Source organism: Halomonas rhizosphaerae (genome assembly GCF_030012485.1).
GTDB classification, from domain to species: domain Bacteria; phylum Pseudomonadota; class Gammaproteobacteria; order Pseudomonadales; family Halomonadaceae; genus Halomonas; species Halomonas rhizosphaerae.
The window spans coordinates 110670-136020 of sequence record NZ_JASCQQ010000007.1 but is presented as its reverse complement, the minus strand read 5'-3'; the positions used below and the strand labels follow the sequence as shown (position 1 = coordinate 136020).

The following is a 25351-nucleotide window of genomic DNA, read 5'->3' as shown; positions in this document are numbered from 1 at the left end:
CCCGGCCTGTGCCCTATCAATCACCATAGCGGGCAGACGAGATTCAGTGCCATGGATTCAGCACTTTCAGCCTATGCGACAGTGGCTTCTTCTTCGAGCCAAGGATGAGGGTCTGCCCCCAGATTTCTGGCCCGATTTACAACCACCCCCATCACAAGAAAACCTCTTCAAAAGGACAGGAAAACCATTAAAAAGCATGACAGTATATCGAATATAAATTAAATATGTTTTAATAAAAAAGACACAGAGTCTTGCTTCTCAGCCTTCTCTTGCACGTTCAGCTAATGCCGACTATAAATATAACGAACAGGCAGAGACTCAACATTATTACCTGCTATATCGCGCCATAAATCTCGATAAATAATCACAAAACAGAGGGAGCAGCCATGTCCACCAAGAAAATCGGCATCAGCTCGATAGCCATCATGATGAGCCTGTTCGGGATAACCGGCCACGCTCAGGAAGGAAAGGTGGATGTCGGTAAAAACGAATACCTGAATAGCTGCGCCGTATGCCACGGCGAGGAAGGCAAAGGCAACGGACCACTCGCCGGGATAATCGAAACACGAGTTCCTGACCTCACCACGCTTGCGCAGGAGAACGACAACGTCTTCCCCATGGCTCGTGTCTACGAAGTCATCGAGGGAACGGCCGATGTCCAGGCGCACGGCTCACGAGAAATGCCCGTGTGGGGGCAGCGATACGGCATTGAAGCAGCCGCGGACTACTATGACTTCGAGTACGATTCGGAGTCCGTGATTCGTGCCAGGATACTGGCTGTCGCCGAGTATATCTATCGACTTCAGGCGGAGGAGTAATACGCTTCAACGACCCACAGCACTGTGAATGACTACCCCTTCCGAGAGCCATCGCGCCTCTGAAAAGGATCATGTCACCGAGGCCATCAAGTCCTGAACCTAGCCAGGCGTTGTCATGTTCATCAAGAATGCCAACATGGCTATCTAGCAGACGAGATTCAGGACTTGATGTCCTGAAAAGCGAAGGGCCCATCGAGAGATAGGCCCTTCATGGCTTACGACATCGTCGCAGGCATCACTCCCACTCGATCGTCGCCGGCGGCTTGCTCGAGACATCGTAGGTCACGCGGGAGACGCCCGTAATCTCGTTGATGATGCGGTTGGAGACCTTCTCCAGCAGCTCGTAGGGCAGGTGCGCCCAGCGGGCGGTCATGAAGTCGATGGTCTCCACGGCGCGCAGGGCGATGACCCACTCGTAGCGGCGGGCGTCGCCCACCACGCCGACGGAGCGCACCGGCAGGAAGACGGCGAAGGCCTGGCTGGTCTTGTGGTACCAGTCGGCGCGGTGCAGCTCTTCGATGAAGATGGCGTCGGCCTCGCGCAGGATGTCGGCGTACTCCTTCTTCACCTCGCCGAGGATGCGCACGCCCAGGCCCGGCCCCGGGAAGGGGTGGCGGTAGACCATGTCGTAGGGCAGGCCGAGCTCAACGCCGAGCTTGCGCACCTCGTCCTTGAAGAGCTCGCGCAGCGGCTCGACGAGCGTGAGCTTCATGGTCTCGGGCAGGCCGCCCACGTTGTGGTGCGACTTGATCACATGCGCCTTGCCGGTCTTGGCCGCGGCGGACTCGATCACGTCCGGGTAGATGGTGCCCTGGGCCAGGAAGTCCACGCCTTCAATCTTGGCGGCCTCGCTGTCGAAGACGTCGATGAAGGTGTTGCCGATGATCTTGCGCTTGGCCTCGGGGTCGGCCTCGCCCTTCAGCTTGTCGAGGAAGAGGTCCTCGGCGTCCACGCGGATCACCTTCACGCCCATGTGGCGGGCGAAGGTCTCCATCACCTGGTCGCCCTCGGCCTTGCGCAGCAGGCCGTTGTCGACGAACACGCAGGTCAGCTGGTCGCCGATGGCCTTGTGCAGGAGTGCCGCCACCACCGAGGAGTCCACGCCGCCGGAGAGGCCGAGCAGCACGTGGCGGTCACCCACCTGCTCGCGCACGCGGGCAATCTGGTCCTCGATGATCTGGGCCGGGGTCCAGAGGCGCTCGGCGCCGCAGATCTCCAGCACGAAGTGCTCGAGGATGCGCAGGCCCTGGAGGGTGTGGGTCACCTCGGGGTGGAACTGCACGCCAAAGAAGCGCTTCTCCTCCCAGGCCATGGCAGCGATGGGACAGCTCGGGGTGGAGGCGGTGACGGTGAAGGTGTCGGGCACCCGGGAAACCTTGTCGCCGTGGCTCATCCAGACGTCGAGCAGGTTGCGGCCGGTCTCGTGGTCGATATGGTCCGAGATGTCGCGGAACAGCGCCGTCTCGGCGTCGAGGCGGATCTGGGCATAGCCGAACTCGTGGACGTGGGAGCCCTCCACGGCGCCGCCGAGCTGCTCGGCCATGGTCTGCATGCCGTAGCAGATGCCCAGCACCGGCAGGCCCATCTCGAACACGCACTGGGGGGCGCGGGGCGAGTCCAGCTCGGTGACGGATTCCGGGCCACCGGCGAGGATGATGCCGTTGGGGGCGTACTCGCGGATCTCGGCCTCGGTGATGTCGAAGGCGCGAACCTCGGAGTAGACGCCGATCTCGCGCACCCGGCGGGCGATCAGCTGGGTGTACTGGGAGCCGAAGTCAAGGATCAGGATCTTGTGGGCGTGAATGTCGGTCATCAGGCCTTTCCTTTGAGAGGCGAACGGCCCGGAAACACGAAAGCTGGAAGCGGCGCGGCCACTTCCAGCTTCAAGCTTCCGGCTTCAAGCGTGTATCAGCCCGCGCGGTAGTTCGGGGCTTCCTTGGTGATCTGCACGTCGTGCACGTGGGACTCGTTGAAGCCGGCCCCGGTGATCTGCACGAACTGCGGCTTGGTGCGCATCTCCTGGATGTCGCGGCAGCCGGTGTAGCCCATGGAGGCGCGCAGGCCGCCCATCAGCTGGTGGACGATGGCGCTCATCATGCCCTTGTAGGGCACCCGGCCCTCGATGCCTTCCGGCACCAGCTTCTCGGCGCCCTCGCTCTTGTCCTGGAAGTAGCGGTCGGCGCTGCCCTGGGTCTGGGACATGGCGCCCATGGAGCCCATGCCGCGGTAGGCCTTGTAGGTGCGGCCCTGGAAGAGCTCGATCTCGCCCGGGGATTCCTCGGTGCCGGCCAGCAGGCCACCGGCCATCACGGTGCTGGCGCCGGCGGCCACGGCCTTGGCCAGGTCGCCGGAGTAGCGCACGCCGCCGTCGGCGATCAGCGGGATGTCGTAGGGCTCCAGCGCCGCGGCCACGTTGGAGACGGCGGTGATCTGCGGCACGCCCACGCCGGCCACCACGCGGGTGGTGCAGATGGACCCGGGGCCGATGCCCACCTTGACGGCATCGGCTCCCGCCTCGGCGAGCGCCTTCGCGGCGTCGGCGGTGGCGATGTTGCCGCCGATCACCTGGATCTGCGGGAAGTGCTCCTTCACCCAGCGCACGCGCTCGATCACGCCCTTGGAGTGGCCATGGGCAGTGTCGACCACCACCACGTCGACCCCGGCCTCGGCCAGGGCGGCCACGCGGTCCGGCGTCTCGGGGCCGGTGCCCACGGCGGCGCCGACCAGCAGGCGGCCGTCGGCGTCCTTGGCCGCCAGGGGGAAGGTGCGGGCCTTCTCGATGTCCTGGAAGGTGACCAGGCCGCGCAGGCGGAAGGCGTCATCCACCACCAGCATCTTCTCGATGCGGTGCTCCTGCATCTTGCCCTTGATGATGTCGAGGCTGGTGCCCACCGGCACGGTGACGAGCTTCTCACCGGGGGTCATGATGTCGGCCACGCTGTCGCCGTGGTTGGGCTGGAAGCGCATGTCGCGCTGAGTCACCAGGCCCACCAGGGTCTCGCCCTCCACCACCGGGAAGCCGGAGAAGCCGTGCTCCTCGGCCATCGCCAGCAGGTCCGCCAGCTTGGCCTTGGGCCCCACGGTGACGGGGTCCTTGACGATCACGCTCTCGTGCTTCTTGACCTTGCGCACCTCGGCCGCCTGGTGGGCGATGGTCATGCTCTTGTGGATGATGCCGATGCCGCCTTCCTGGGCCATGGCGATGGCCAGGCGGGCTTCGGTGACGGTGTCCATGGCGGCGGAGACGAGCGGGATGTTCAGGAAGAGGTCGCGGGTCAGGCGGGTCCGGAGGCTGACGTCGTTGGGCAGGACATCGGAATACCCGGGCACGAGTAATACGTCATCGAACGTAAGAGCTTCTTGGGCCATACGTAGCATATGCGGCAACACCCAGTGAACTGGTGGGAGGGATGAAGTTAATCCCCCATTATAACGGCCAGTGGGGGCTTGCGTCACGGGGTTGACCACGAGCTCACCCGCCGCCCGCCGGCCATTCACGCAATGGGCACATTCGCTGACCAAGACTTACCTCACAGTCCGGTGCCCTGGTCTAATCTAAGAACTGGCTCGCAGGGTGCTCAGGAACCCCCTCAGCCAGGCCGCTCAAGGAAAGGAGAGTCGACATGAACTGGGACCAGATCGAAGGCAAATGGAAGGAAATGAAGGGCAAGGCCCGCTCCAGCTGGGGTGAACTCACCGACGATGAAGTGGACGAGATCGCCGGCAACCGGGAACAGCTGATCGGCAAGCTGCAACAGAAATATGGCATGGCCCGCGAACAGGCCGAGAAGGAGGCCGATGACTGGGCCAGCCGGCAATGACGGGTCAGGCCCCTTAGGGCCGCCCTGCCCCCTTGCGCCGAGCCAACAGGCTCGGCGCTTTCGTTGCCTGCCACCTCGCCGCGAACCTTGCCGGTGACATGCTAGAGTGAGGGCGTCACATGCCACAGGACGCCTCCACGATGCCCAGCGCCGATGCCAACGGACCCTCCCCGGCCCTCTCCGTCAGCGAGCTCAACCGCCGCGCCCGCCAGGCGCTGGAGCAGGATGTCGGCGAGGTGTGGGTGGAGGGCGAGCTCTCCGGGGTGTCGCGGCCGGGCTCGGGGCACATCTACTTCACCCTCAAGGACGACCGGGCCCAGCTGCGCTGCGCGCTGTTCCGCACCCGGGCGCGCTTCGTCGCCGCCCCCATGCGCGACGGCGACCGGGTCAAGGTGCGCGGCCAGGTGTCGCTGTTCGAGCCACGCGGCGACTACCAGCTGATCGTCGAGGCGGTGCAGGCGGCCGGCGTTGGCGAGCTGCTGGCGGCCTTCGAGCGGCTCAAGGCCCGGCTCGCCGCCGAGGGGGTGTTCGCCAACGCGCGCCCCCTGCCCTATCCGCCACGGCACCTGCTGGTGCTCACCTCGCCCACCGGCGCGGCGATCCGCGACGTGCTGGCGGTACTCGCGGCGCGCTGGCCGCTTACGCAGGTGACGCTGATCCCGGTGCCGGTGCAGGGGCGCGAGGCCGCCCCGGCGCTGATCTCGGCGCTGGGCCTGCTCAACCGCCAGCAGGCGCTGGACCCGGCCCGCGACGCCATCCTGATCACCCGCGGCGGCGGCAGCCTGGAGGACCTCTGGGCCTTCAACGACGAGCACCTGGCCCGGGCGATCTTCCACTCGCGGCTGCCGGTGATGTCGGCGGTGGGCCACGAGGTGGACGTCACCCTGGCCGACTTCGCCGCCGATGCGCGTGCTCCCACCCCTTCGGCTGCCGCCGAGCAGCTGGTGCCCGACCGCCGCGAGCGTCTCCACCGCCTCGAGCGGCTGGCCGAACGGCTCACCCGCGCCCAGCACGCGCGCCTGGAGACCGAGGCCCAGCGCCTGGACCACCTGCGGGCCCGGCTGCGCCACCCCGGCGAGGTGCTGGCCGCGCGCCGCCGGCAGCTGGACCAGCTGGAGGGCCGGCTGCGGCGCGTCATGCAGGCGCGGCTCGCCACCGAGCGACGCCGCGAGCACCACCTGCGCCAGCGCCTCGCGCTGCGCTCGCCGGACCGGCTGGTGGAGCAGGCCGGTCAGCGGCTGACGCGGGCCCGCTGGCGGCTCCACCAGGCCATGCCGCGGGCGCTGGACCGCCACCGCGAGCGGCTGGGCGGTCTCGCTCGCGAGCTGCAGGCCGTCAGCCCACTGGCGGTGCTGGGGCGCGGCTACGCGATCCTCGAGGACGCGCAGGGCCGCGTCGTCCGCCGGGCCGCTGACACCGCCCCCGGCCAGGCGCTCGAGGCACGGCTGGGCGAGGGGCGGCTCGCCGTCACGGTGACCCGCACCGAGGCCTGCGACACCACGCCCCATGGCGACAGGGCATCAGGGTGATAAGTTTTGGAATATGGATATTCAAAAAAATACTATCTAAGCTTGTTCCGAAGAACGCCTTGACGTCGAAAGGCCAGTGCCTATACGTCAAGGTACCAGAGTCATCCCCGTGCCCGACTGCGGGTCGCTCGGGGACGCATCCCCCCATCAACCAGGGAGTAACACCATGTCACTGCGCATCAATGACGTTGTACCCGACTTCGAGGCCGATACCAGCCAGGGCCCGATCCGCTTCCACGAGTGGATCGGCGACAGCTGGGCGATCCTGTTCTCCCATCCCAAGGACTTCACCCCGGTCTGCACCACCGAGTTCGGCGCCGTGGCCAAGCTCAACGAGGAGTGGAAGAAGCGCGACACCAAGGTGATCGGCATCTCGGTGGATGGCGTGGAGGATCACAAGAAGTGGATCAATGACATTTCCAGCTTCGCCAGCTGCGATGTCGGCTTCCCGATCATCGCCGACGAGGACCTCAAGGTCGCCAAGCTGTTCGACATGCTGCCGGCCGATGCCTACCTGCCCGATGGCCGCACCCCGGCCGACAGCGCCACCGTGCGCTCGGTGTTCATCATCGGCCCGGACAAGCAGCTCAAGCTCTCCATGACCTATCCGATGAACGTCGGCCGCAACTTCGCCGAGGTGCTGCGCGCCCTGGACGCGCTGCAGACCGCCAACGGCAAGGGCGTGGCCACGCCGGCCGACTGGACCGTCGGCGAGGACGTGATCATTCCGCCGACGGTCTCCGACGAGGATGCCAAGGCGAAGTTCGGCGAATACGAGACCATCTTCCCCTACCTGCGCCGGACCAAGCTGCCCAAGTAAGGCGCGCGATTCGGCTCGCACCACGACGACCCCCTGCCTCGGCAGGGGGTCTTGCATTGTGCCCGGGGCCGCTAGTGGTGCTCTGGCTGGCGGGCGGCCGGCTTGAAGGCGCCGGGTTCGAGCTCGTGGCGGGCCAGCAGCTTGTAGAAGTCGGTGCGGTTGCGCCCGGCGATGCGCGCCGCCTGGGTGACGTTGCCCTCGGTGATCTTGAGCACCTTGACCAGGTAGCTGCGCTCGAAGCCGGCGCGGGCGTCGTTGAAGGTCGGCAGGGCGTTGTCCTCGGCGGCCAGCGCCTGGGCCACCAGCCCCTCGGGGATCATCGGCGAGGTGGTCAGGGCCACGCACTGCTCCACCACGTTGACCAGCTGGCGCACGTTGCCGGGCCAGGCCGAGGCGGCCAGCAGGTTGAGCGCCTCCGGGGAGAAGCCCTTGACGAAGGGCTTGTGCCGGGCGGCGGCCTGGGCGACCAGGTGCTTGGCCAGCAGCGGGACGTCCTCGGCGCGCTCCTTGAGCGGCGGCAGCCGCAGGTTCACCACGTTGAGACGGTAATAGAGGTCCTCGCGGAACTCCCCCTCGTGCATGGCGCGGTCCAGGTCGCGGTGGGTGGCCGAGATGATGCGCACGTCGATGGGGATCGAGGTGGTGGAACCGAGCGGGCGGATATGGCGCTCCTGCAGGGCGCGCAGCAGCTTGACCTGCAGCGTCAGCGGCATGTCGCCGATCTCGTCGAGGAACAGGGTGCCGCCGTCGGCCGCCTGGAAGAGGCCGCGGTGCTCGCTCACTGCGCCGGTGAAGGCACCCCGGGCGTGGCCGAACAGTTCGCTCTCCAGCAGCTGCTCGGGCAGCGCGCCGCAGTTGATCGCCACGAAGGGCTTGTCGGCCCGCGGGCTGGCCTTGTGGATGGCGCCGGCCAGCAGTTCCTTGCCCGACCCCGAGGCGCCGGTGATCAGCACGCTGACGTCGGAGGCGGCCACCATGCGGGCCTGCTCGAGGATGCGCTCCATCTCGGGGCTGCGGGTGATGATCGCCTCGCGCCAGTGGTCGTCACCCTCGGTGCCCGAGGTGGAGGTCTGGGCCAGGGCATCGTCGAGGGCGGAGAAGAGCTCGTCGCGATCCACCGGCTTGGTCAGGAAGCCGAACACCCCCTGCCGGGTAGCGCTCACGGCATCGGGAATCGAGCCATGGGCGGTGAGGATGATCACCGGCAGGCCCGGCACCCGGCGCTGGAGCTCCTGGAACAGGGCCAGGCCGTCCATCTCGTCCATGCGCAGGTCCGACAGCACCAGGTCGGGGCGTGCGACTTCCAGCCGCTTGAGGGCCTCGCGGCCGCTCTCCGCGGTGGTGACACGATAGCCGCGGCTCTCGAGCCGCATGCCCAGCAGCTTCAACAGGCTGACATCGTCATCCACCAGCAGGATGTGTGCGCCTTGGTCACCGGCGTTGGGCAGGCGTCCGGTCTGTTTCATGTCGTCTCTCCCGATTCATTCATTCTGCTGTCGCAGATTGATGCTCTGTTCGATGGCGGTGAGCTGCTCGAGCTTCTCGGCCATGGCCTCGAGCTCCTCGGTGAGGGCCTCGTTCTCCTCCACGATGGCCTCGTGCTCGCCCCGGCTCTCTGCCAGCTGGCCGGCCAGGCGGCGGCGCCCCTCCAGCTCGTTGAGCCAGTAGCGCAGCAGCGGCTGCAGCTCGGGCGGCGCACCATGCAGGTCGGCCTTGTAGAGCTCCGAGGCGCGGTCCCACTGCTGCTCGTCGCCCCAGGAGAGCAGCACGGCGCGCGCCAGGCGACGTTCGGTACGCTCGCCCCCGAGGCGCGTCAGGGTGGCTTCCCGCCACTCCCGATCGCCGCGCTGGGAGGCCAGGCCGAAGGCCACCCAGTCGTCGAGCAGGCAGGGCAGGTTGTCGAAGTCCGGCAACTCGGCATGGCAGAACGTCGACCCGGTCGAAGGGCTCTGGAGGGGCGAGGGGCCGGAGGGCGACTGCAGCTGCTCGGGCAGGTACTGGCAGCCGGCCAGCCAGGCGGTGGCCAGGCACAGGAGCCAGGGGCGCGCGGTCATGGGGTGTCATTCCTCGAGTGGGCGCCCGCCAGAGCGAGCGTCGGGTGATCGTGATCCTGTTCGGCAGCCCGGGCCATCCGCGGCAGGGTCAGGCGAAAGCACACGGCCAGCCGGGTATCGTCCACGAGCTCCAGGCTGCCGTGCTGGAGTCGCGCACAGTCGGCGGCCACCGAGAGACCGATGCCGGAGCCCTTCAGCGGCCCCTTGCGGCGCCCGCGGCCCTGGAAGAAGGCCTCGAAGAGCCGGTCGCGATCCTCCTCGGCGATCGGCTCGCCGCTGTTGGCCACCTCGATCACCAGCCGGTCGCGCAGCGGACGGGCACGGATCTCCAGTTCACCGCCGTCCTCGCCGTAGGCGACGGCATTGGAGATCAGGTTGTCGAGGACCCTGGCCGTGGCAGTGCGGTCGAGCTCCCAGGCCAGGGGGCCATCGAAGCAGCTGACGCGCATCTCCTTGTTGTCGAGGGCCAGGCGGTGCTTGGCCAGCACCTCCTTGGCCACGGTGGCGACATCCAGCCGCTCGATATCGAGCTGGCGATTGTGCTGGAGCAGGTTGTAATCGAGCAGCTGCTCGATCAGCTGCTGCAGCTCGCGCCCGCTGGCATCGATCAGGTCGAGGATCTCGCGCTGGCGGGGCGTGACTTCGCCGGCCACGCCGTCGGCGAGCAGCGACGAGCCCTCGCGCACGCTGGCCAGCGGGGTCTTGAGCTCGTGGGACATGTGGCGCAGGAACTGCTGCTTCTGGGCCTCCAGCTCGTCGAGCCGCGAGGCCAGCCAGTCCAGCCGCTCGTCCAGGGTGACCAGTTCCGCGGGGCCGTTGAAGGGCGGCGGCTTCTGCCCCGTGTCGCCGCCCACGCTGCCGATCCCCAGGATGCGCCGTTCGAGCTGGCGGATCGGGTGGATGATCAGCCGGGTGAACAGCAGCATCAGCACCAGACTCGCCGAGACCAGGGCCGCAGTCTGCCACCAGAGGCGCACCTGCACCGCCTCGGCTCGGGCCCGGATGCTCTCGATGCGCTCGTCGATGCGCCGGTTGGTGGCGCGACGCATCGCCTCGGTATGCTGGGCGAAGGGCAGGAAGTCGGAGAGCCGGGCGGTGAACTCCTCGAGCGGCAGGTCGGGCAGTTCGGCGAGGTCGTCGAGTTCTTCTTCCAGTGCCGCCACATCGGGATCATCGGGCAGCAGCCGGCGCTGCTGGGCCAGCAGCTCACGGAACTCCTCGAGGCGCTCGTCGAAGATCTCCAGCAGGCTCTCCTCCTCGACCACGGCATACTGGCGGGCACCGCGCTCCATCTCCAGCGCCAGCGCACCCAACGAGCGGGCACGCCGTGTCTCCTCCACCGCCTGGCGGGCACTGACATCGGCCAGGCGCGACAGCTCGGAGAGGGCCTGACCGGCCTGGATCATCAACACGGCCAGCGGCAGCATCACTACCAGAAAGGCCAGCAGCACCAGCTGCAACAGCGAGCGCGGCCTCCAGCGGCGCGTAACGGCTGAGGTCATGGACAGCGTTCTTTGCAGGAGGGTAACGGGAACCACCATCGTCCATCCCCAAGGATACCAGAGTTCAGCCGAACGCCCCGCGGCCAATCGGCACCACCCCGCCGGACAGGTCCCGCAAGGGGAAAAAAAAGGGCCGGCAGAGCCGGCCCAATACGCAGGGAACTGAAGGGTCCGGAGATCCGATCAATCGACGACCTGGTTCGTCCATTGCCCGGATGTCCATGGGCCGGGGAGGCCCCGAAGCCATGAGGCACCATCTGCCACCAGGGGCTGGTCATCCTCATGCGGGTGGCATGCCATCGCGTGGCGAACCGCCCTGCTCCGTTCCTGGCACCACCGCCTCGACCGGAGGCCGACGGCGATGCTGCGCGATTCGATCCCCCGGAGGGGGGAGAGGCGTCCATGCCAGGGCGTCCTTGCCCTCTCGATACCGATCCTTGCCTGGCGGCGGTACCGTCTCATCGCAACCTAAAGTCACACATCGCTTGGAGCAGACACTGGTCGCGTCGGGGAGCGGGAGCACAGGGCAGTGATGGCCCGCCTCCCTTCGGCGACCGGGAAACGGTTCGAGCCGAATGAACCGTTTTCCCTTGCTCGTCCTGACTGTTGCCAATGGCATGCCAGGAACTGCATTAACCTTTACATATCAACTGGTTGAACAGGACAAAAAAAAGGGAGCAGGTGGGAAACAGCCTGCGCAACGGCCGATGGGCGGGGGATGGCAGGATTTTCGTCGCCAGGTGGCGACGCCTTTCGCAGGATTTCCTGGATGATCTTTGTTTTCAACGGGTTGGCGCGTCTCCGGATGGCGACGCCGCAAGACCCGGCGACGTCGCATGGCGACAGCGCGCGCCCTCAGGCGAGGGTCTTGACCAGGATCTTGGACTTGCGCGCATGGTTGTAGGTGTCACGGCGCAGTGGTGGCAGCGCCTGGATGTCGGCCAGGCGGAAGCCGTGCTCGAAGAACCAGTGGGTGGAGTGGGTGGTCAGGGCGAAGAGCGCCGAGAGCCCCAGGCGCCGAGCCCGGCGCTCGATCTCGGCGAGCAGGAGCTCCCCGCGTGCGCCGCCCCGGTAGTCGTCGTGGACCGCCACGCAGGCCAGTTCCCCCATCGTCGCCTCGCCGAAGGTATGCAGGGCGGCGCAGCCGATGATCATGCCGTCGCGCTCGATCACCAGATAGTCGTCGATCTCGTACTCCAGCCGCTCCCGGGAGCGCGGGACCAGCATCCCCCGCCGCTCGAGCGGCTCGAGCAGCTCGAGCAGGCCGCCGATGTCGCCGAGTTCTGCCGCGCGCAGCTGCTCGTAGCGGTGCTCGGTGATCATGGTGCCCACGCCGTCGCGGGTGAACAGTTCGCCGAGCAGGGCGTCATGGTCGTGCCAGGAGAGCAGGTGGGTGCGGGCCACGCCATGCCGCGCGGCGGCACAGGCCGCCCCGAGGTGCCGGGCCAGCTCGCCGGACGGGTCGGCCTGCAGGAGCAGCGGCTCGGCTTCACGCGGGGTCAGCTGGCGCTGCAGCTGGCCGCTGCGGTCGAACAGCCCGCTGGCTTCCCCGAGCAGGATCAGCTTGTCGGCGCCGAGCGCCGTGGCGGCATGGCGGGCCACTTCGGCGGCGTCCAGGTCGAAGACCTCGCCGGTGCTGGAGAAGCCCAGCGGCGGCAGCACCACCAGCGACCCGCGCTCGAGCAGTCCCTCGATGGCCTGCGCCCGCACCCGACGCACCTCGCCGCTGTGGTCGAAGTCGATTCCCTCGCGCACGCCCAGCGGCTTGGCCATCACCAGGTTGCCGGAGACCACGGTCATCTCGATGCCGTGCAGTGGCGTGTTGGGCAGCCCCGGGGAGAGCCGCGCCTCCAGCCACAGCCGCTGCTCGGCGGCGATGCGCTCGACCCGCGCCATGATCGCCTCGTCGGCCACCCAGCGCCCCTGGTGGCGACGGGGGACGATGCCCGCCTCGTCCAGGGCCTGTTGGACCTGGGGACGGATACCGAACACCACCACCAGCCGCACGCCCAGGGTGTGCAGCAGCGCCAGGTCCTGGACCAGCTGCTCCCCTCGCCCGCTGGCCATGGCCTCGCCCTCGATCAGGATGACGAAGGTGCGCCCGCGGTGGGCATTGATGTAGGGGGAGGAATTGCGGAACCAGTCGACGAAGGGGAAACGAGTATCCAAGGCCGCACTCCGGCAGCAGGTGAACGAAGGGGGAGTCGAGAACCACTATATCAGAGCGACGAAAACGGCGGCACCTGCAAGCTGCAGCATGGAATCAGCCGCCGCAAAAGCAAACCCGAAGGCCTCGACCTTCGGGTTTGCTTGTAGCTCGGCGCTTGTAGCTCGGCGCTTGTAGCTCGGCGCTTGTAGCTCGGCGCTTGTAGCTCGGCGCTTGTAGCTCGGCGCTTGTAGCTCGGCGCTTAGCCGAACATGCCCTTGAAGGTGAAGAAGAAGAGGATCGCGAGGCCGGCGCCGGCAGGCAGGGTGATCAGCCACGACATGGCGATGGTGCCGATGACCCGCAGGTTGAGCGCCGCCATGCCGCGGGCCAGGCCCACGCCCAGCACCGCCCCGACTAGGGTATGGGTGGTGGAGATCGGCAGCCCGGTGCCCGAGGCCAGCACCACGGTCACCGCGGCCGCCAGGGTGGCGGCGAAGCCGCGGCTCGGGGTGAGCTCGGTGATGCCGGTGCCCACGGTGGCGATCACCTTGTGGCCGTAGGTGACCAGGCCGACGACGATGCCGCCGCCGCCCAGCACCAGCACCCACCAGGGCACCAGGGCCGCGCCCTCGATCTCGCCACCGGTCTGCACCACGCTGATCACCGCCGCCAGCGGCCCCACGGCGTTGGCCACGTCGTTGGAGCCGTGGGCGAAGGCCATGGCGCAGGCGGTGAAGATCATCAGCACGCCGAAGACGCGCTCCACGCCGGAGAAGCCGAACTGGTCGGACTGGCGGCTCGACGCCTTGACGCGACGCTCCATGGCCACGCCGAGCCCCGCGACCACCAGGCCGGCGAGGATCGAGAACAGCAGGCTGGCACCGAAGCCGAGATCCAGGCCGACATGCTTGAGGCCCTTGGTGAGGGTCACCATAGTCACCGCGAAGCCGACCAGGAAGACGTACATGGGCACGTAGCGCTTGGCGGCGCTGAAGGGGTCGCGTGCCTCGAAGATCAGGTGCTGCACCGACTTGAAGAGGGTGAAGGCGATGGTACCGGCCAGCAGTGGCGAGACCACCCAGCTGGCGGCGATCTTGCCCACCGAGCCCCAGTCCACGGCACCCGCCCCCAGGCCCGCCACCGCGAAGCCGACGATGGCGCCGACGATGGAGTGGGTGGTGGAGACCGGCCAGCCCTTCATGGAGGCGACCAGTAGCCAGGTCGCCGCCGCCAGCAGCGCCGCCAGCATGCCGTAGACCAGCAGCTGGGGGTCGTCCTGCAACAGCTCGGGGTCGATGATGCCCTTGCGGATGGTGTTGGTCACCTCGCCGCCGGCCAGCCAGGCGCCGAGGAACTCGAAGATCACGGCGATGATGATCGCCTGCTTGATGGTGATGGCCCGCGAGCCCACCGAGGTACCCATGGCGTTGGCCACGTCGTTGGCCCCCACGCCCCAGGCCATGAAGAAGCCGAAGAGACAGGCGAGGATGATGAAGATCTCACCGTGCTGCGCAATGATCGACATAGGGAGGGTTCCCTTGTTGCGGTCTGAAGGAGGTCGACACGACGCGGCCCCGGGAATGCCGGGGCCGCTACGTTCAATTGGCCGTCATGATCTGCAGGCGGCTGCCGACGCGCTCGGCGCGGTCGGAGAGCTCGCCCACCCAGTCGATGATCTTGTAGAGGAACATCACGTCCACCGGCGGCAGGCGGTCTTCCAGTTCGAAGAGCCGGCGGCGGATGGCCACCTGCTGGCCATCGGCCTGCTGCTCGAGCACATGCAACTCGCGGATCATCTTCTGCATCACGTCGGAGACGTTGCGGCCGAAGCCGGACTCGAGCAGATCCTTGAGCTCCTCCAGGGCGTGGCGCGCCTGGGCCACGCAGGCCACCGAGGTGCGCATGTAGTCACGCATCGGCTGGGCAAGCTCCTCGGGCACCTGCATCCGGCGACCCAGCATGATGCCGGTGATGTCGCGAACCTTGTTGGCGATCTTGTCCTGGACGCTGATCAGGTCGAGCAGGTCGGAGCGCGACACCGGCAGGAACATGGTATTGGGAAGGTTGAGACGCAGGTCGGTCTTGAGCTCGTCGGCCTCGTGCTCGAGGCGCGTGATGGTCTCGCGATGCTGGGCGGCGGTGTCCCAGTCGCCCACGAGGGAGGCCTCGAAGAAGGGCAGCAGCTCGTCGGCACATTCGTTGGCCTTGACGATATGGGCCAGCAGCGGATGGAATGGCGAGCGACCGAACATCGCGGAGAAGGGATTGGATGTCACCATGGGGCATCTGTGAACCTGGAAAATGGCGGCGTCAGTATAGTGACTGACACCGCCACCGTCATGAAAAAATCATCCATTATTCATCCAACCGAGGTGGCGCCCAGATGGCAGACGAGATCGAGCTCAAGCTGGCCCTGGGGGCCGAGGCACCCGAGGCCCTGCGCCGCCACCCCCGCCTGACCGGCCTGGTTCCCGCACTCACGCGCCTAGGCAATACCTACTACGACACCCCCGAGGGCGAGCTGGAGCGGGCGCGCATGGCGCTGCGCCTGCGCCGTGCCGGCGACCGCCTGCTGCAGACCTTGAAGACCCGTGGCCAGGGGGGTGGCGGCCTCTCGACCCGCGGCGAGTGGGAGTGGGAGGTGCCGGGCCCGGGGCTCGACCTCCCCGGGCTGGCCGCCCTGCCCCCCCTGGCCGAGCGCGACCCGGGCCTGCTCGGGCGCCTGGTGCCTCGCTTTGCCACCGACTTCATGCGCGAGACCTGGTGGCTGGAGGAGGACGGCCTGAGCGTGGAACTCGCCCTGGACCTGGGCGAGATCCGCGCGGGGGAGCAGGCGGTGGCGATCCGCGAACTGGAGTTGGAGCTCAAGGCGGGCGAGCCGGCGGCGCTATGGTCGCTGGCCGAGGCGCTGGCCGACGAGGTGGCCCTGCGCCCCTCGGACACCAGCAAGGCGGCCCGCGGCGGGGCGCTGCTCGGTGGCGGCTGGACCCTGCCCAAGGGCATCACCCCCGCGGCCTGGCTGCACCGCGCCACCGTGGCGCTGGATGCGCTGGCCGATACCGGCCGGCCGGCCTGGCGCGACGAGGCGCGCCAGGCCTTCCAGCGCCTGTCGGAACCGGGCGATGATGCCGTAGACGACGAGACGCTGCGCGACGAGGCCCGCGCCCTCGCGGAGGCGCTGGACGCCGAGGCCTGGCTGACCCCGGCCTTCGGCCGCCGCATGCTGCGGCTGGCCCGCCGCCTGCCCGGCGACGTCGACCTGGCCTGACCGGCCTCGACCATTACAAGGACGAACTTCGTGAATCATCTTCCCAAGCCCGCCGCCGAAGGCCTGCGCACCCGGGTCTTCCAGATCATCTTCGAGTCCGACACCCCGCTGGCCAAGGGCTTCGACATCGCCCTGATCGTGGCGATACTCGCCAGCGTGCTGGTGGTGATGCTGGAGAGCATCGCGAGCCTGCGCGCAGACTACGGCGCCCTGTTCTTCTGGCTGGAGTGGGGCTTCACCCTCGCCTTCACCCTGGAGCTGGCGGTACGCCTCTATTGCCTCGAGCGCCCCTGGATGTACCTCAGGAGCTTCTACGGGATCATCGACCTGATCGCCATCCTGCCCACCTGGCTGACGCTGATCCTGCCCGGCGCCCAGACCCTGGTCGTGGTACGGGTACTGCGCACCCTGCGCATCTTCCGCGTGCTGCGCCTGATGCAGTTCGTCGGCGAGGGACGGCTGCTGGTGGATGCCCTCAAGCGCAGCCTGCGGCAGATCTTCCTGTTCTTCTTCAGCATCTTCATGCTGGTGACCATCTTCGCGGCCGTGATGTACCTGATCGAGCCCCGGGAGGCCGGCTTCACCAGCATTCCCATGGCGATCTACTGGGGAATCGTCAGCCTGACCACGGTGGGCTATGGCGACATCGTGCCGGTAACCCCGATCGGCCAGGCCATCACGGTGGTACTGATGCTGACGGGCTACTCGATCATCGCCGTGCCCACCGGGGTCTTCTCCGCCCAGGTGATCCGCGCGATCCGCGAGGATCGCTACTCCGACGAGGCCTGCCCGGGCTGCGGCCACGAACGCCACGAGCAACGCGCCAGGTACTGCCTGAAGTGCGGCACCTGGCTGGACGAGACCACCCCCGACCCACGCCTCTCGGAGGAGGAACGCAAGGTCTGGCGGCACAAGCACGGCGGCGAGGAGGAAGACGATGGAGGGGCGCCGCCGGCCCAGTGAGCCGGCGGCGGGTGGGAATCAGGGCTGGAAGGGGGTGATGTCGCCGCGGCCCTCGCGGACGATCTTCGGCGGCAGGTCACGCAGGTCGATCACGCTGGTGGCTTCCAGGTGGCAGGCGCCGCCATCGATGATCAGGTCGAGGTGCACGCCGAAGCGCTCGCGAATCTCCTCGGCGTCGGTCATCGGCAACTCCTCCCCGACCGGAATCAGGGTGACACTCATCAGCGGCTCGCCCAGGGCGGCGAGCAGCGACCGGGTAATGGCATGGTCCGGCACGCGCACGCCGATGGAGCGGCGCTTGGGGTGCAGCAGCAGCCGCGGCACCTCGCTGGTGGCATCCAAGATGAAGGTATAGGCCCCCGGGGTGTGGGCCTTGAGCAGGCGGAAGACGTCGTTGTCCACCTTGGCGTAGGTGCCGATCTCGGAGAGGTCGGAGCAGACCAGGGTGAAGTTGTGCTTGTCGTCCAGCGAGCGCAGCCACTTGATCTTCTCGATGGCCTTCTTGTCGCCCAGGTGGCAGCCCAGGGCATAGCCGGAATCCGTCGGGTAGGCGACCACGCCGCCGTCGCGGATGATCTGGGTCGCCTGGTCGATCAGGCGCTTCTGGGGGTTATCGGGATGGATCTGGAAGAACTGGCTCATGCGAGCTCCCTGTTCGGTGGCCGATAGAAAATCTCTGTCACTATAGCGTGTCGCGATCCCGGCCTCAGGCGGCCGCCGGGGCGGCGAGGCCGGCCAGGCGGGGGTGGGTCCACACCGGCGGCGTGGCGGTACGCGGCACCGGGCTCATGCTGCCCGGCGCCAGGTGGCCACCGGGAAAGTGGAAGTCGCTGCCTACCGAGCCGTAGAGGTCGCGCTCCTGGAGCTGGCGCGCCAGGTCGCGGGTCAGGTCGGCATTCTGGAAGCCGCTGACCAGCTCGGCGGCCTGGCCCCCGGCGGCGGCGAAGTCGTCCAGCAGCAGGCCACGCTTGCGCCGGGTCAGGCCGTGGCGCAGCGGATGGGCCAGCACCGCGACTCCGCCGGCATCGAGGATCCAGGCCACCGCCGTGGAGAGGAAGGGCCAGTGGGCCTTGATGTCACCGGCCTTGCCGTTGCCCAGGTGCTTCTTGAAGGCAGCGCCGATATCGGGCACCAGCCCCGCCGCGACCAGCGCCCGGGCGAAGTCCGGCCGGCCCAGCGGGCGCGGTGATCCGGCCTGCTCGCGGGCCCGCGCCAGGGCATCGGTGAGCCCGACCTTCTCGAGTCGCTCGGCGATCTTCAGCGAGCGGCGCTCCCGGGCCTGTGCCTGGGCGGCGAGCCCGGCCACCAGGTCGCCCTGGGGGCCATCAGGCAGCAACCCCACCACGTGGATGTTGATGCCGCGCCACTGGGTGGAGAGCTCGGTGCCGGGAATCAGCCGGATCCCCTCGCGGCTCGCGGCCGCCTGCGCCTGCGCGATGCCGTCCATGGTGTCATGGTCGGTGAGCGCCATGTGGGTGAGCCCCCGGGCACGACACAGTGCCACCACCTCGGCCGGCGGCAGGGCGCCGTCGGAGGCCGTGGAGTGCATGTGCAGGTCGATGGTGAGGGGCTCGCCCTCGAAGCGCACGGGAAGTGCTGGCATGGGCATGACGCCGGCAGGTGACTTTGTCAGAATATCCTTCCATGTTGCGTGCCCGACCGGTGACGGTCAATGCCGGGCGCCGGTCGCACCCGCGGCGCGAGCCGCCCACCACCGAGGAAGACCCGAGATGCTCTACGCCATCATCAGTGAAGATGTGAACAACAGCCTGGAGCGGCGACTGGCCGCCCGTCCCGACCACGTGGCCCGCCTCGAGGCGCTGCGCGACGAGGGCCGTCTGGTGCTGGCCGGCCCCCACCCCGCCATCGACAGCAGTGATCCGGGCGAAGCCGGTTTCTCCGGCAGCCTGGTGGTCGCCGAGTTCGAGGACCTGGAGAGTGCCCAGGCCTGGGCCGATGCCGACCCCTACATGATCGCCGGCGTCTATGCCCGGGCCAGCGTGAAGCCCTTCAAGAAGGTCCTGCCCTGAGCCCTGCCCTTCCGGGTTGTCCACAGCGAGTTTCCCACAGCTGCTGTGGACAAGCCTGTTGAAACGCCGCGGACGCCTTTCGCCAGCCCGGTCGGCAGGCCGCCGTGGCGAGATCGATCAAATCCTGACCAGCCCCTCATCGACCCTATCCCCGGAGCCCCGCCGTGACCGCTGCCGCCGATGCCCTGCCCCCGCTGTCCGGCCTGGAGAGCGCCCGCCTGGAATGGCACCGGGAGGAGGGCGGCGAGGAGGCGCCCCACTCCACGACCTTCGAGGATGTCTACTTCTCGCGCCATGACGGCCGCGCCGAGACCGAGCATGTCTTTATCGCCGCCAACCGGCTGCCCGAGCGATTTTCCGGCTGGCAGGAGGCGCGCCCCTTCGTGATTGGCGAGACGGGATTCGGCACCGGGCTCAACATGCTCTGTGCCTGGGCCTGCTTCGATGCCCATGCCCCGCCGGCCGCCCGTCTCCACCTGGTCTCCACCGAGAAGTTCACGCTGCGTCGCGACGACCTGGCCCGGGCGCTGTCCGCCTGGCCGGACCTGGCCGACCGGGCCGCGCGCCTGGTCGCCCAGTGGCCCGAGGCGGTGGCCGGCGTGCACCGGCTGTGGCTCGACGCACGCGTCACCCTCGACCTGCACCTTGGCGACACTCTCGAGCGGCTGGCGCTGCTCGACGGGCGGGTGGACGCCTGGTTCCTCGATGGCTTCGCCCCCGCGAAGAACCCCGAGATGTGGCGACCCGAGCTGTTCGCCGCCATGGCGGCCCGCTCGCGCCCCGGGGCGACCCTGGCCACCTTCACCTGCGCCGGGGTGGTCAAGCGGGGCCTGGCCGCCGCCGGCTTCCGCTGGCGCAAGGTGCCGGGCTTCGGGCGCAAGCGCGAGATGCTGGCCGGCGAGATCGCCGAGCCTGCCGTGGATCGCCGCCGCGAGCGCACGCCCTGGTTCTTGCCCCCGGCCCCGCGCCGCGCCCGCCACGTCGCGGTGATCGGCGCCGGCATCGCCGGTGCAAGCACCGCCGCCGCCCTGGCGCGGCGCGGCGTCACGGTCACCCTGATCGACCGCGAGGGGCCCGGCAGCGGCGGGTCCGGCAACGCCCAGGGGGCGCTCTACGTCAAGCTCGCCGCCGACACCAACCCCCAGAGCCGGGTCTATCTGGCCGGCCTGCTGCACAGCCGACGCTGGCTCGAGGTCCTCGATCCCGACCGGGAACTCTGGGCGCCCTGCGGCGTGCTGCAGCTGGCCACGAGCGAGAAGGAGCAGGCCCGCCAGGCACGCTTCCTGGCCCACCACCCCCTGCCGGAGGGCGTGGTGCGGGGCGTGGCCGCAGACGAGGCCTCGCGGCTGGCCGGCACGCCGATCGCCCACGGCGGACTGGAGTACCCCCAGGCGGGCTGGGTGCGGCCGGCCGCGCTCTGCGCCCGGCTCGCCGCCATGCCGGGCATCCACCTTCGCCGCGCGGAGGTGGTCGGCATGGCCACGGATGAGGAGGGCTGGTCGCTGGCGCTGGCCGACGGCGAGCGCCTGGCGGCCGACCAGGTGGTGGTCGCCACCGCGGCGCTGGCCAACCGCTTCGCCCAGACCGCGCGGCTCCCGCTGCAGTCGGTGCGCGGCCAGGTCAGCCGGCTCGCTCTGCCCCGGGGAGCGCCCGAGCTCGAGCGGGTCATCTGCGCGGGCGGCTATGTGTCGCCGGCGCTGGACGGCGGGCTCACCTTCGGCGCCACCTTCGCGCCCCGCGAGACGGACACCGACATTCGTGAGGCCGACCATGCGGCCAACCTGGCGGAGCTTACGGCCACCCTGCCCGCCTTCGTGGCCGCCCTGCGCAAGGCGGGGGCCCGAATGGACGCGTGTGACCTGGAAGGGCGGGCCGCGGTGCGCGCCGCCAGTCCCGACAAGTCCCCCTATGCCGGCCCGGTGCCCGACGCCGAGGCCTGGCAGGCCGACTACGCAGCACTGGCCAGGGATGCCACCCGCGTGCCCGAGACGCCCGGCCGGCACCATGCGGGCCTGTGGATCAGCGCCGCCCACGGCTCACGGGGCCTGGCCAGCGCGCCGCTGTGCGCGGAGCTTCTCGCATCACAGATCTGCAACGAGCCGCTGCCGCTGGAACAGCCGCTGGTGGACCACCTGCACCCTGGGCGACGGCTGATCCGCGACCTGATCCGGGGTAAGTGAATAATGCGGCGCTACCCCTCTTCCTCGTCATCGGCCAGGTCGCGACCGAAGGCGCGCCACTGGGCCAGCGTCATCACCTCGGTGGTCTCGGTCTGCAGATCATGGGCGATCAGCAGCTCGCCGCGCTCGAGCTGGGCCTTGAGCTGGGCCACCCAGCCGCGCATGCCCTCGCCGGTGTCGGTGGTGTCGTAGCCCTGGCGGGTGACGAAGGCCTCCAGCAGGGCGTCGAGGGTCTCGCCCGGCAGCATGCGATAGGGCACCTCGATAAAGCGATCGCCGCTCATGCCTCGGTCTCTCCCTGTTCCCACGCTGCCAGCCGCTCGAGGAAGGCGGCCTCATCGATGACCTCGACCCCCATCTGCTCGGCCTTCTCCAGCTTGCTGCCGGCGGCCTCGCCAGCCACCACGCAGGCGGTCTTGCGGGAGACGCTGCCGGCCACCTTGGCCCCCAGGGCCTGGAGCCGCGCCTTGCCCTCGTCGCGGGTCATGCTCTCCAGGGAGCCGGTGAGCACCCAACTCTGGCCGGCCAGCGGCTGGGGTCGCTCACCGACCTCCTCCTCGTCCCAGCTCAGCCCGCAGGCGATCAGGTCGTCGATGGTCTCGCGGTTGTGGGGCTGGCGAAAGAAGGTATGCACATGGGAAGCGACGACAGGGCCCACGTCCTCCACGGCCTCCAGCGCCTCGATGTCGGCCGCCATCAGCGCCTTCAGGGTGCCGAAGTGGCGCGCCAGGTTGGCGGCCGTGGCCTCCCCCACCTCGCGAATGCCGAGGGCGTAGACGAAGCGGGCCAGGGTGGTGTGCTTCGCCTTCTCGAGGGACGCCACCAGGTTCTCGGAAGACTTCCTGCCCATGCGCGGCAGTTCGGCGAGGCGCTCGGCCTCGAGCCGGAAGAGGTCCGCCGGGGTGGCGACCCAGTCACGCTCGACAAGCTGGTCGATCAGCTTCTCGCCCAGGCCGTCGATGTCCAGCGCCCGGCGCGAGGCAAGGTGCTTCAGGGCCTCCTTGCGCTGGGCGGGGCAGTAGAGCCCCCCGGAGCAGCGCGCCACCACCTCGCCCTCCAGGTGCTCGATGTCCGAGCCACAGGCCGGGCAGTGCTCGGGAAAGACGATCGCTCGCGCATCGGCCGGACGGCGCTCCTCCAGCACCCGGACCACCTGGGGGATGACGTCGCCGGCCCGGCGGATCGCCACGGTATCGCCGATCATCACGCCGAGCCGGGCGATCTCGTCGGCATTGTGCAGGGTGGCGTTGGAGACGGTGACCCCGGCCACCGAGACCGGTTCTAGCCGGGCCACCGGGGTGATCGCCCCGGTGCGGCCGACCTGGAACTCCACGTCGTTGAGGCGGGTGGTCTCCTCCTGGGCGGGAAACTTGAAGGCGATGGCCCAGCGCGGGGCGCGCGCCACGAAGCCGAGTTCGCGCTGCAGGCGCAGGTCGTCGACCTTGATCACAACGCCGTCGATGTCGTAGCCGAGGCCGTCGCGCTTCTCGCCGAGCTGCCGGCAGTAGTCGATGATCCCCTCGGCCCCCTCGACCACCGCCAGTTCCTGGCTGGTGCGAAAGCCGTACTCGCCGAGCCGGGCCATCAGCTGGCTATGGCAGGCGTCGCCCCGCTCCGGCTCGAGGCGCGCCACCTGGTAGGCGCTGAACTCCAGCGGGCGCGTCGCGGTGACCCTGGGGTCGAGCTGGCGCAGGCTGCCGGCGGCGGCGTTGCGGGGATTGGCGAACACCTTGCCGTCCGACTCCCGGGCCCGCTCGTTCAACGTCTCGAAGCCCTCATGGCTCATGATCACCTCGCCGCGCACCTCCAGCAGGTCAGGCGGGTCGTCGCCACGCAGCTTCAGCGGAATGGAGCGCAGGGTGCGCAGGTTGGAGGTGATGCCCTCGCCGGTGCGGCCATCGCCGCGGGTGGCGCCACTGACCAGCATGCCCTGCTCGAAGACCAGCGACACCGCGGCACCGTCGAGCTTGGGCTCGCAGCAGAAGGCCAGCGGCTCGCCATGGGCCTCCAGCCGGTCGGCGACGCGCCTGACGAAGGCCTTGATCTCCTCCTCGCTGAAGGCGTTGTCCAGGGAGAGCATGGGCACGGCATGCCGCACCTCGGGGAAACCGGCATCGGGCGCGGCCCCCACCCGCTGGGTCGGGGAGTCGGGGGTCACCAGGTCGGGATGGGCCTCCTCGAGTTCCTGCAGGCGGCGCAGGCGGTGGTCGTAGTCGGCGTCGGTGAGCCGCGGTTCATCGAGCACATAGTAGCGGTAGTTGGCATCATCGAGCTCGGCACGCAGGCGCGTTACCTCGTCGAGGAGCTGCGGGTCGGCTTGGGTCATGGCGTCCCTGGTCTGGTTGCGTGAAGGCTCAACACTCTGGGCCCGGCATCATTCCGCATCCCTGATAACAGAACAACCCCATGGATTCATGGGGTTGTTCCTCTTCCGGCTTGCCGCTCGAGGCTTACCGCTAGTTCACCTGGTAGCGGTTGAGGCGGTTGCGCCGCTCGAACTCCTGGACCCGCTGGCGGGCGAACTCCACGGTCTGGGCGGTCATCACACTCTGGTTCTCGTCCTTCAGCTCGCCGCCAAGGTGGCGGACGATGACCATGGCGGTCTCGACCATCGCCTCGAAGGCGGCCGCGGTATCGCTGGCGCCCGGCAGCGGCATCAGCAGGGTGATGCCCTGGGTCCGGAAGTCGTCCATGGCCTCGATGGGGAAGGTCCCCGGCTTGACCACGTTGACCATGGAGAACTGCAGGCGGCTCTCGGGATCCTCGGTCTCGAAGCGATGGAAGATGCCCATGTCGCGTCCGTAGCGCAACCCACAGGCCAGCATCAGGTCGAGCAGAGCCGTACCGGAGAAACCCGCCTCGTCCCGGGACATCACGCTGATGACGATGATCTCGTCGGCCTGGCTCAGGGTCTCGCGGGCATGCTCGGCGTTGACGTCATGGCGAAGGGCCCTTTCCAGCACCGGGTGGGTGCGCACCACGTCGTCGCGCGGGGCCACGTCATCCATCGCGGCCTCGACCGGTGCCTCCTCGGGCGCCTGCCGCTGGCTACGGGAGGGCGTGAAGAGCGGGTCATCGTCATCGGCGGAGGCGACCGCCTCGGCCTCCAGGCGACGCCGTTCGGCCTCCTGGACGGCCTTCTCGTCCTCGGCCTGCTGGCGACGCGCCGCCTCGCGAGCGGCCTTCTCGGCACGCTCCTGCTCGCGGCGGACCTTCTCGCTGCGCTTGTGCTCACGCCGCTCGGCGAGGCTCTTCTGCAGGGAGGCCCCGAAGCGCTGCATGGAGGAGCCCACCCGCCTGGAACCGCTCTTGAGGGAATCGCCCATGCCCTCGAGGTCCACCAGGCGGTAATGCTCCTCGTCGGCGTAGGCGTCATGATCCTCGGGGTCGGCCGCCAGGGGCTGGGTGTCCTGCATCGCCGTAGTCTCCTTGGCCTTCTCGTCCAGGCCATCCAGGCTCGAGAGCCCGGGCTCGCGGCGCTCGTCGGCCTCGTTTTGCGCAGCAATCGCCCCCTCCGCCGCCGGATCCCGGGAGGTGGAGGCATGAGCACTGCGCTCGGGATCGCGCTGCGCCCTGAACTCAGGCTCACGGTTCACCGGCCGGACGGTCTCCCGTGCCTCGGCGGCAGGACGGGCGACGCTCGGCTCACGCTCGCCGCCACCTGCCGGCCGGCTGCCCGATGTCTCGGGGCCTTCGGCATGCCGCCGAAACTCCGCCAGCACCCGCGAGGGGCCGGGGTGCTCCTGGCGCTGCAGCTTGGGCTTGGATTGTACCCCCCGGTCTTCCGCCGGCCTGACGACCCGCGCCCCTCCGTTGGGCAGCTCCCAGTTGATTTCGGCCGCGCGGGCCGCGGCTTCAGGGTCCTCGTCGTTCCCCGTGGGGCCACGCTCGTCCCGGTCCGAGACCTGGTCGAGACGTGGAACACGACGCTGACGCTGCAGGCGACGCACACCATCGATGACGATGAGGGTCACCAGCGCCAGCCCTAGTATGATCAGCCACTCTCTTAGTTCCATGGGTCGTCATGCCTTTTGCTAAGGCGCCATGCCTGATGGTTGTCCGTCAACAGCATAGCGCGATTGCCAAAAAAAGGGCCACTTTTTTTATTTGTCAAGCTCGGCATTTTCGTGCCGCAACCCGACCGGGCCCTTCGCAATCGCCCTTCAGGTTCCCCGTGCTTCCGTGCAATGCAGTATTCATTATCTTCCTTGTTAACC

At 68.5% G+C, this 25351-nt stretch carries 22 protein-coding genes; 9 read left to right on the top strand and 13 right to left on the bottom strand.

Annotated features, from left to right (window positions below; all coding sequences use genetic code 11):
- Positions 1-386 precede the first annotated feature (386 nt).
- Positions 387-818: a c-type cytochrome gene (locus QLQ86_RS03020; protein ID WP_282815859.1), complete on the top strand. Its 432-nt coding sequence runs from the start codon at positions 387-389 to the stop codon at positions 816-818.
- Between the two features lie 235 nt (positions 819-1053).
- Here QLQ86_RS03020 and guaA read toward each other — a convergent pair whose 3' ends face one another.
- Positions 1054-2631: a glutamine-hydrolyzing GMP synthase gene (gene guaA, locus QLQ86_RS03015; protein ID WP_282815858.1), complete on the bottom strand. Its 1578-nt coding sequence runs from the start codon at positions 2629-2631 to the stop codon at positions 1054-1056.
- A 95-nt stretch (positions 2632-2726) separates the two neighbouring features.
- Positions 2727-4196 carry an IMP dehydrogenase gene (guaB, locus tag QLQ86_RS03010; RefSeq protein WP_282815857.1) on the bottom strand — a complete coding sequence of 490 codons (1470 nt, stop codon included), beginning with the start codon at positions 4194-4196 and terminating at the stop codon, positions 2727-2729.
- A 245-nt stretch (positions 4197-4441) separates the two neighbouring features.
- Between guaB and QLQ86_RS03005 the strand changes: the two genes are divergently transcribed.
- The 3 genes from QLQ86_RS03005 (at position 4442) to QLQ86_RS02995 (ending at position 6988) form a co-directional block, all read left to right on the top strand.
- Positions 4442-4639 (top strand): CsbD family protein, encoded by a 198-nt coding sequence (locus QLQ86_RS03005; protein ID WP_282734259.1) that lies wholly within the window; start codon positions 4442-4444, stop codon positions 4637-4639.
- 119 nt (positions 4640-4758) lie between these two features.
- Complete coding sequence (xseA, locus tag QLQ86_RS03000; RefSeq protein ID WP_282815856.1) at positions 4759-6168, top strand: exodeoxyribonuclease VII large subunit; 1410 nt, start codon at positions 4759-4761, stop codon at positions 6166-6168.
- Between the two features lie 166 nt (positions 6169-6334).
- Entirely contained in the window at positions 6335-6988 is a 654-nt protein-coding gene (locus QLQ86_RS02995) for a peroxiredoxin (RefSeq protein WP_282734257.1), read from the top strand.
- A 71-nt stretch (positions 6989-7059) separates the two neighbouring features.
- Here the strand turns inward: QLQ86_RS02995 and glrR are convergent, their stop codons facing one another.
- Genes glrR through QLQ86_RS02980 form a run of 3 tightly spaced genes read right to left on the bottom strand, consistent with a single transcriptional unit; the run spans position 7060 to position 10544 of the window.
- The gene (gene glrR, locus QLQ86_RS02990) at positions 7060-8454 is read right to left on the bottom strand and encodes a two-component system response regulator GlrR (RefSeq protein WP_282815855.1); all 1395 of its coding nucleotides are present in this window, start codon (positions 8452-8454) and stop codon (positions 7060-7062) included.
- A gap of 15 nt (positions 8455-8469) precedes the next feature.
- The gene (locus tag QLQ86_RS02985) at positions 8470-9042 is read right to left on the bottom strand and encodes a hypothetical protein (protein ID WP_282734255.1); all 573 of its coding nucleotides are present in this window, start codon (positions 9040-9042) and stop codon (positions 8470-8472) included.
- Positions 9039-10544: an ATP-binding protein gene (locus QLQ86_RS02980; RefSeq protein WP_282815854.1), complete on the bottom strand. Its 1506-nt coding sequence runs from the start codon at positions 10542-10544 to the stop codon at positions 9039-9041. The genes QLQ86_RS02985 and QLQ86_RS02980 overlap by 4 nt, the downstream gene beginning before the upstream one ends.
- Before the next feature lie 575 nt (positions 10545-11119).
- Here QLQ86_RS02980 and QLQ86_RS02975 point away from each other — a divergent pair.
- Positions 11120-11317: a hypothetical protein gene (locus QLQ86_RS02975; protein WP_282815853.1), complete on the top strand. Its 198-nt coding sequence runs from the start codon at positions 11120-11122 to the stop codon at positions 11315-11317.
- Positions 11318-11399: 82 nt separating this feature from the next.
- On the opposite strand, the gene argA is transcribed toward QLQ86_RS02975, so the two are convergent.
- The 3 genes from argA to QLQ86_RS02960 all read right to left on the bottom strand — a co-directional run bounded on the left by argA (position 11400) and on the right by QLQ86_RS02960 (position 14972).
- Entirely contained in the window at positions 11400-12713 is a 1314-nt protein-coding gene (argA, locus tag QLQ86_RS02970; RefSeq protein ID WP_282734253.1) for an amino-acid N-acetyltransferase, read from the bottom strand.
- Positions 12714-12952: 239 nt separating this feature from the next.
- Complete coding sequence (locus QLQ86_RS02965; RefSeq protein ID WP_282734252.1) at positions 12953-14218, bottom strand: inorganic phosphate transporter; 1266 nt, start codon at positions 14216-14218, stop codon at positions 12953-12955.
- A gap of 73 nt (positions 14219-14291) precedes the next feature.
- Positions 14292-14972: a TIGR00153 family protein gene (locus QLQ86_RS02960; RefSeq protein WP_282815852.1), complete on the bottom strand. Its 681-nt coding sequence runs from the start codon at positions 14970-14972 to the stop codon at positions 14292-14294.
- 104 nt (positions 14973-15076) lie between these two features.
- Here QLQ86_RS02960 and QLQ86_RS02955 point away from each other — a divergent pair, with 104 nt between their 5' ends.
- Together QLQ86_RS02955 and QLQ86_RS02950 are read left to right on the top strand one after the other, a co-directional pair.
- The gene (locus QLQ86_RS02955) at positions 15077-15961 is read left to right on the top strand and encodes a CYTH domain-containing protein (RefSeq protein ID WP_282815851.1); all 885 of its coding nucleotides are present in this window, start codon (positions 15077-15079) and stop codon (positions 15959-15961) included.
- Between the two features lie 30 nt (positions 15962-15991).
- Positions 15992-16924: an ion transporter gene (locus QLQ86_RS02950; RefSeq protein WP_282815850.1), complete on the top strand. Its 933-nt coding sequence runs from the start codon at positions 15992-15994 to the stop codon at positions 16922-16924.
- 18 nt (positions 16925-16942) lie between these two features.
- Here the strand turns inward: QLQ86_RS02950 and QLQ86_RS02945 are convergent, their stop codons facing one another.
- Together QLQ86_RS02945 and QLQ86_RS02940 are read right to left on the bottom strand one after the other, a co-directional pair.
- Positions 16943-17566 carry an L-threonylcarbamoyladenylate synthase gene (locus QLQ86_RS02945; RefSeq protein ID WP_282815849.1) on the bottom strand — a complete coding sequence of 208 codons (624 nt, stop codon included), beginning with the start codon at positions 17564-17566 and terminating at the stop codon, positions 16943-16945.
- A 64-nt stretch (positions 17567-17630) separates the two neighbouring features.
- Positions 17631-18533: a PHP domain-containing protein gene (locus QLQ86_RS02940; RefSeq protein WP_282815848.1), complete on the bottom strand. Its 903-nt coding sequence runs from the start codon at positions 18531-18533 to the stop codon at positions 17631-17633.
- A 121-nt stretch (positions 18534-18654) separates the two neighbouring features.
- Here QLQ86_RS02940 and QLQ86_RS02935 point away from each other — a divergent pair, with 121 nt between their 5' ends.
- Both QLQ86_RS02935 and mnmC read left to right on the top strand, forming a co-directional pair.
- Positions 18655-18954: a YciI family protein gene (locus tag QLQ86_RS02935; RefSeq protein ID WP_282734246.1), complete on the top strand. Its 300-nt coding sequence runs from the start codon at positions 18655-18657 to the stop codon at positions 18952-18954.
- 164 nt (positions 18955-19118) lie between these two features.
- A complete protein-coding gene (gene mnmC, locus QLQ86_RS02930; RefSeq protein WP_282815847.1) occupies positions 19119-21134 on the top strand; it encodes a bifunctional tRNA (5-methylaminomethyl-2-thiouridine)(34)-methyltransferase MnmD/FAD-dependent 5-carboxymethylaminomethyl-2-thiouridine(34) oxidoreductase MnmC in 2016 nt (671 codons plus the stop codon).
- Between the two features lie 11 nt (positions 21135-21145).
- Here mnmC and QLQ86_RS02925 read toward each other — a convergent pair whose 3' ends face one another.
- From QLQ86_RS02925 to zipA, 3 genes are all read right to left on the bottom strand, one after another.
- Positions 21146-21418: a YheU family protein gene (locus tag QLQ86_RS02925; RefSeq protein ID WP_282734244.1), complete on the bottom strand. Its 273-nt coding sequence runs from the start codon at positions 21416-21418 to the stop codon at positions 21146-21148.
- Positions 21415-23460, bottom strand: coding sequence for an NAD-dependent DNA ligase LigA (ligA, locus tag QLQ86_RS02920; protein ID WP_282815846.1), 2046 nt, complete (start codon positions 23458-23460; stop codon positions 21415-21417). Before ligA ends, QLQ86_RS02925 begins: the two co-directional genes overlap by 4 nt.
- Before the next feature lie 130 nt (positions 23461-23590).
- Complete coding sequence (gene zipA, locus QLQ86_RS02915) at positions 23591-25150, bottom strand: cell division protein ZipA (RefSeq protein WP_282815845.1); 1560 nt, start codon at positions 25148-25150, stop codon at positions 23591-23593.
- Positions 25151-25351: the final 201 nt, after the last annotated feature.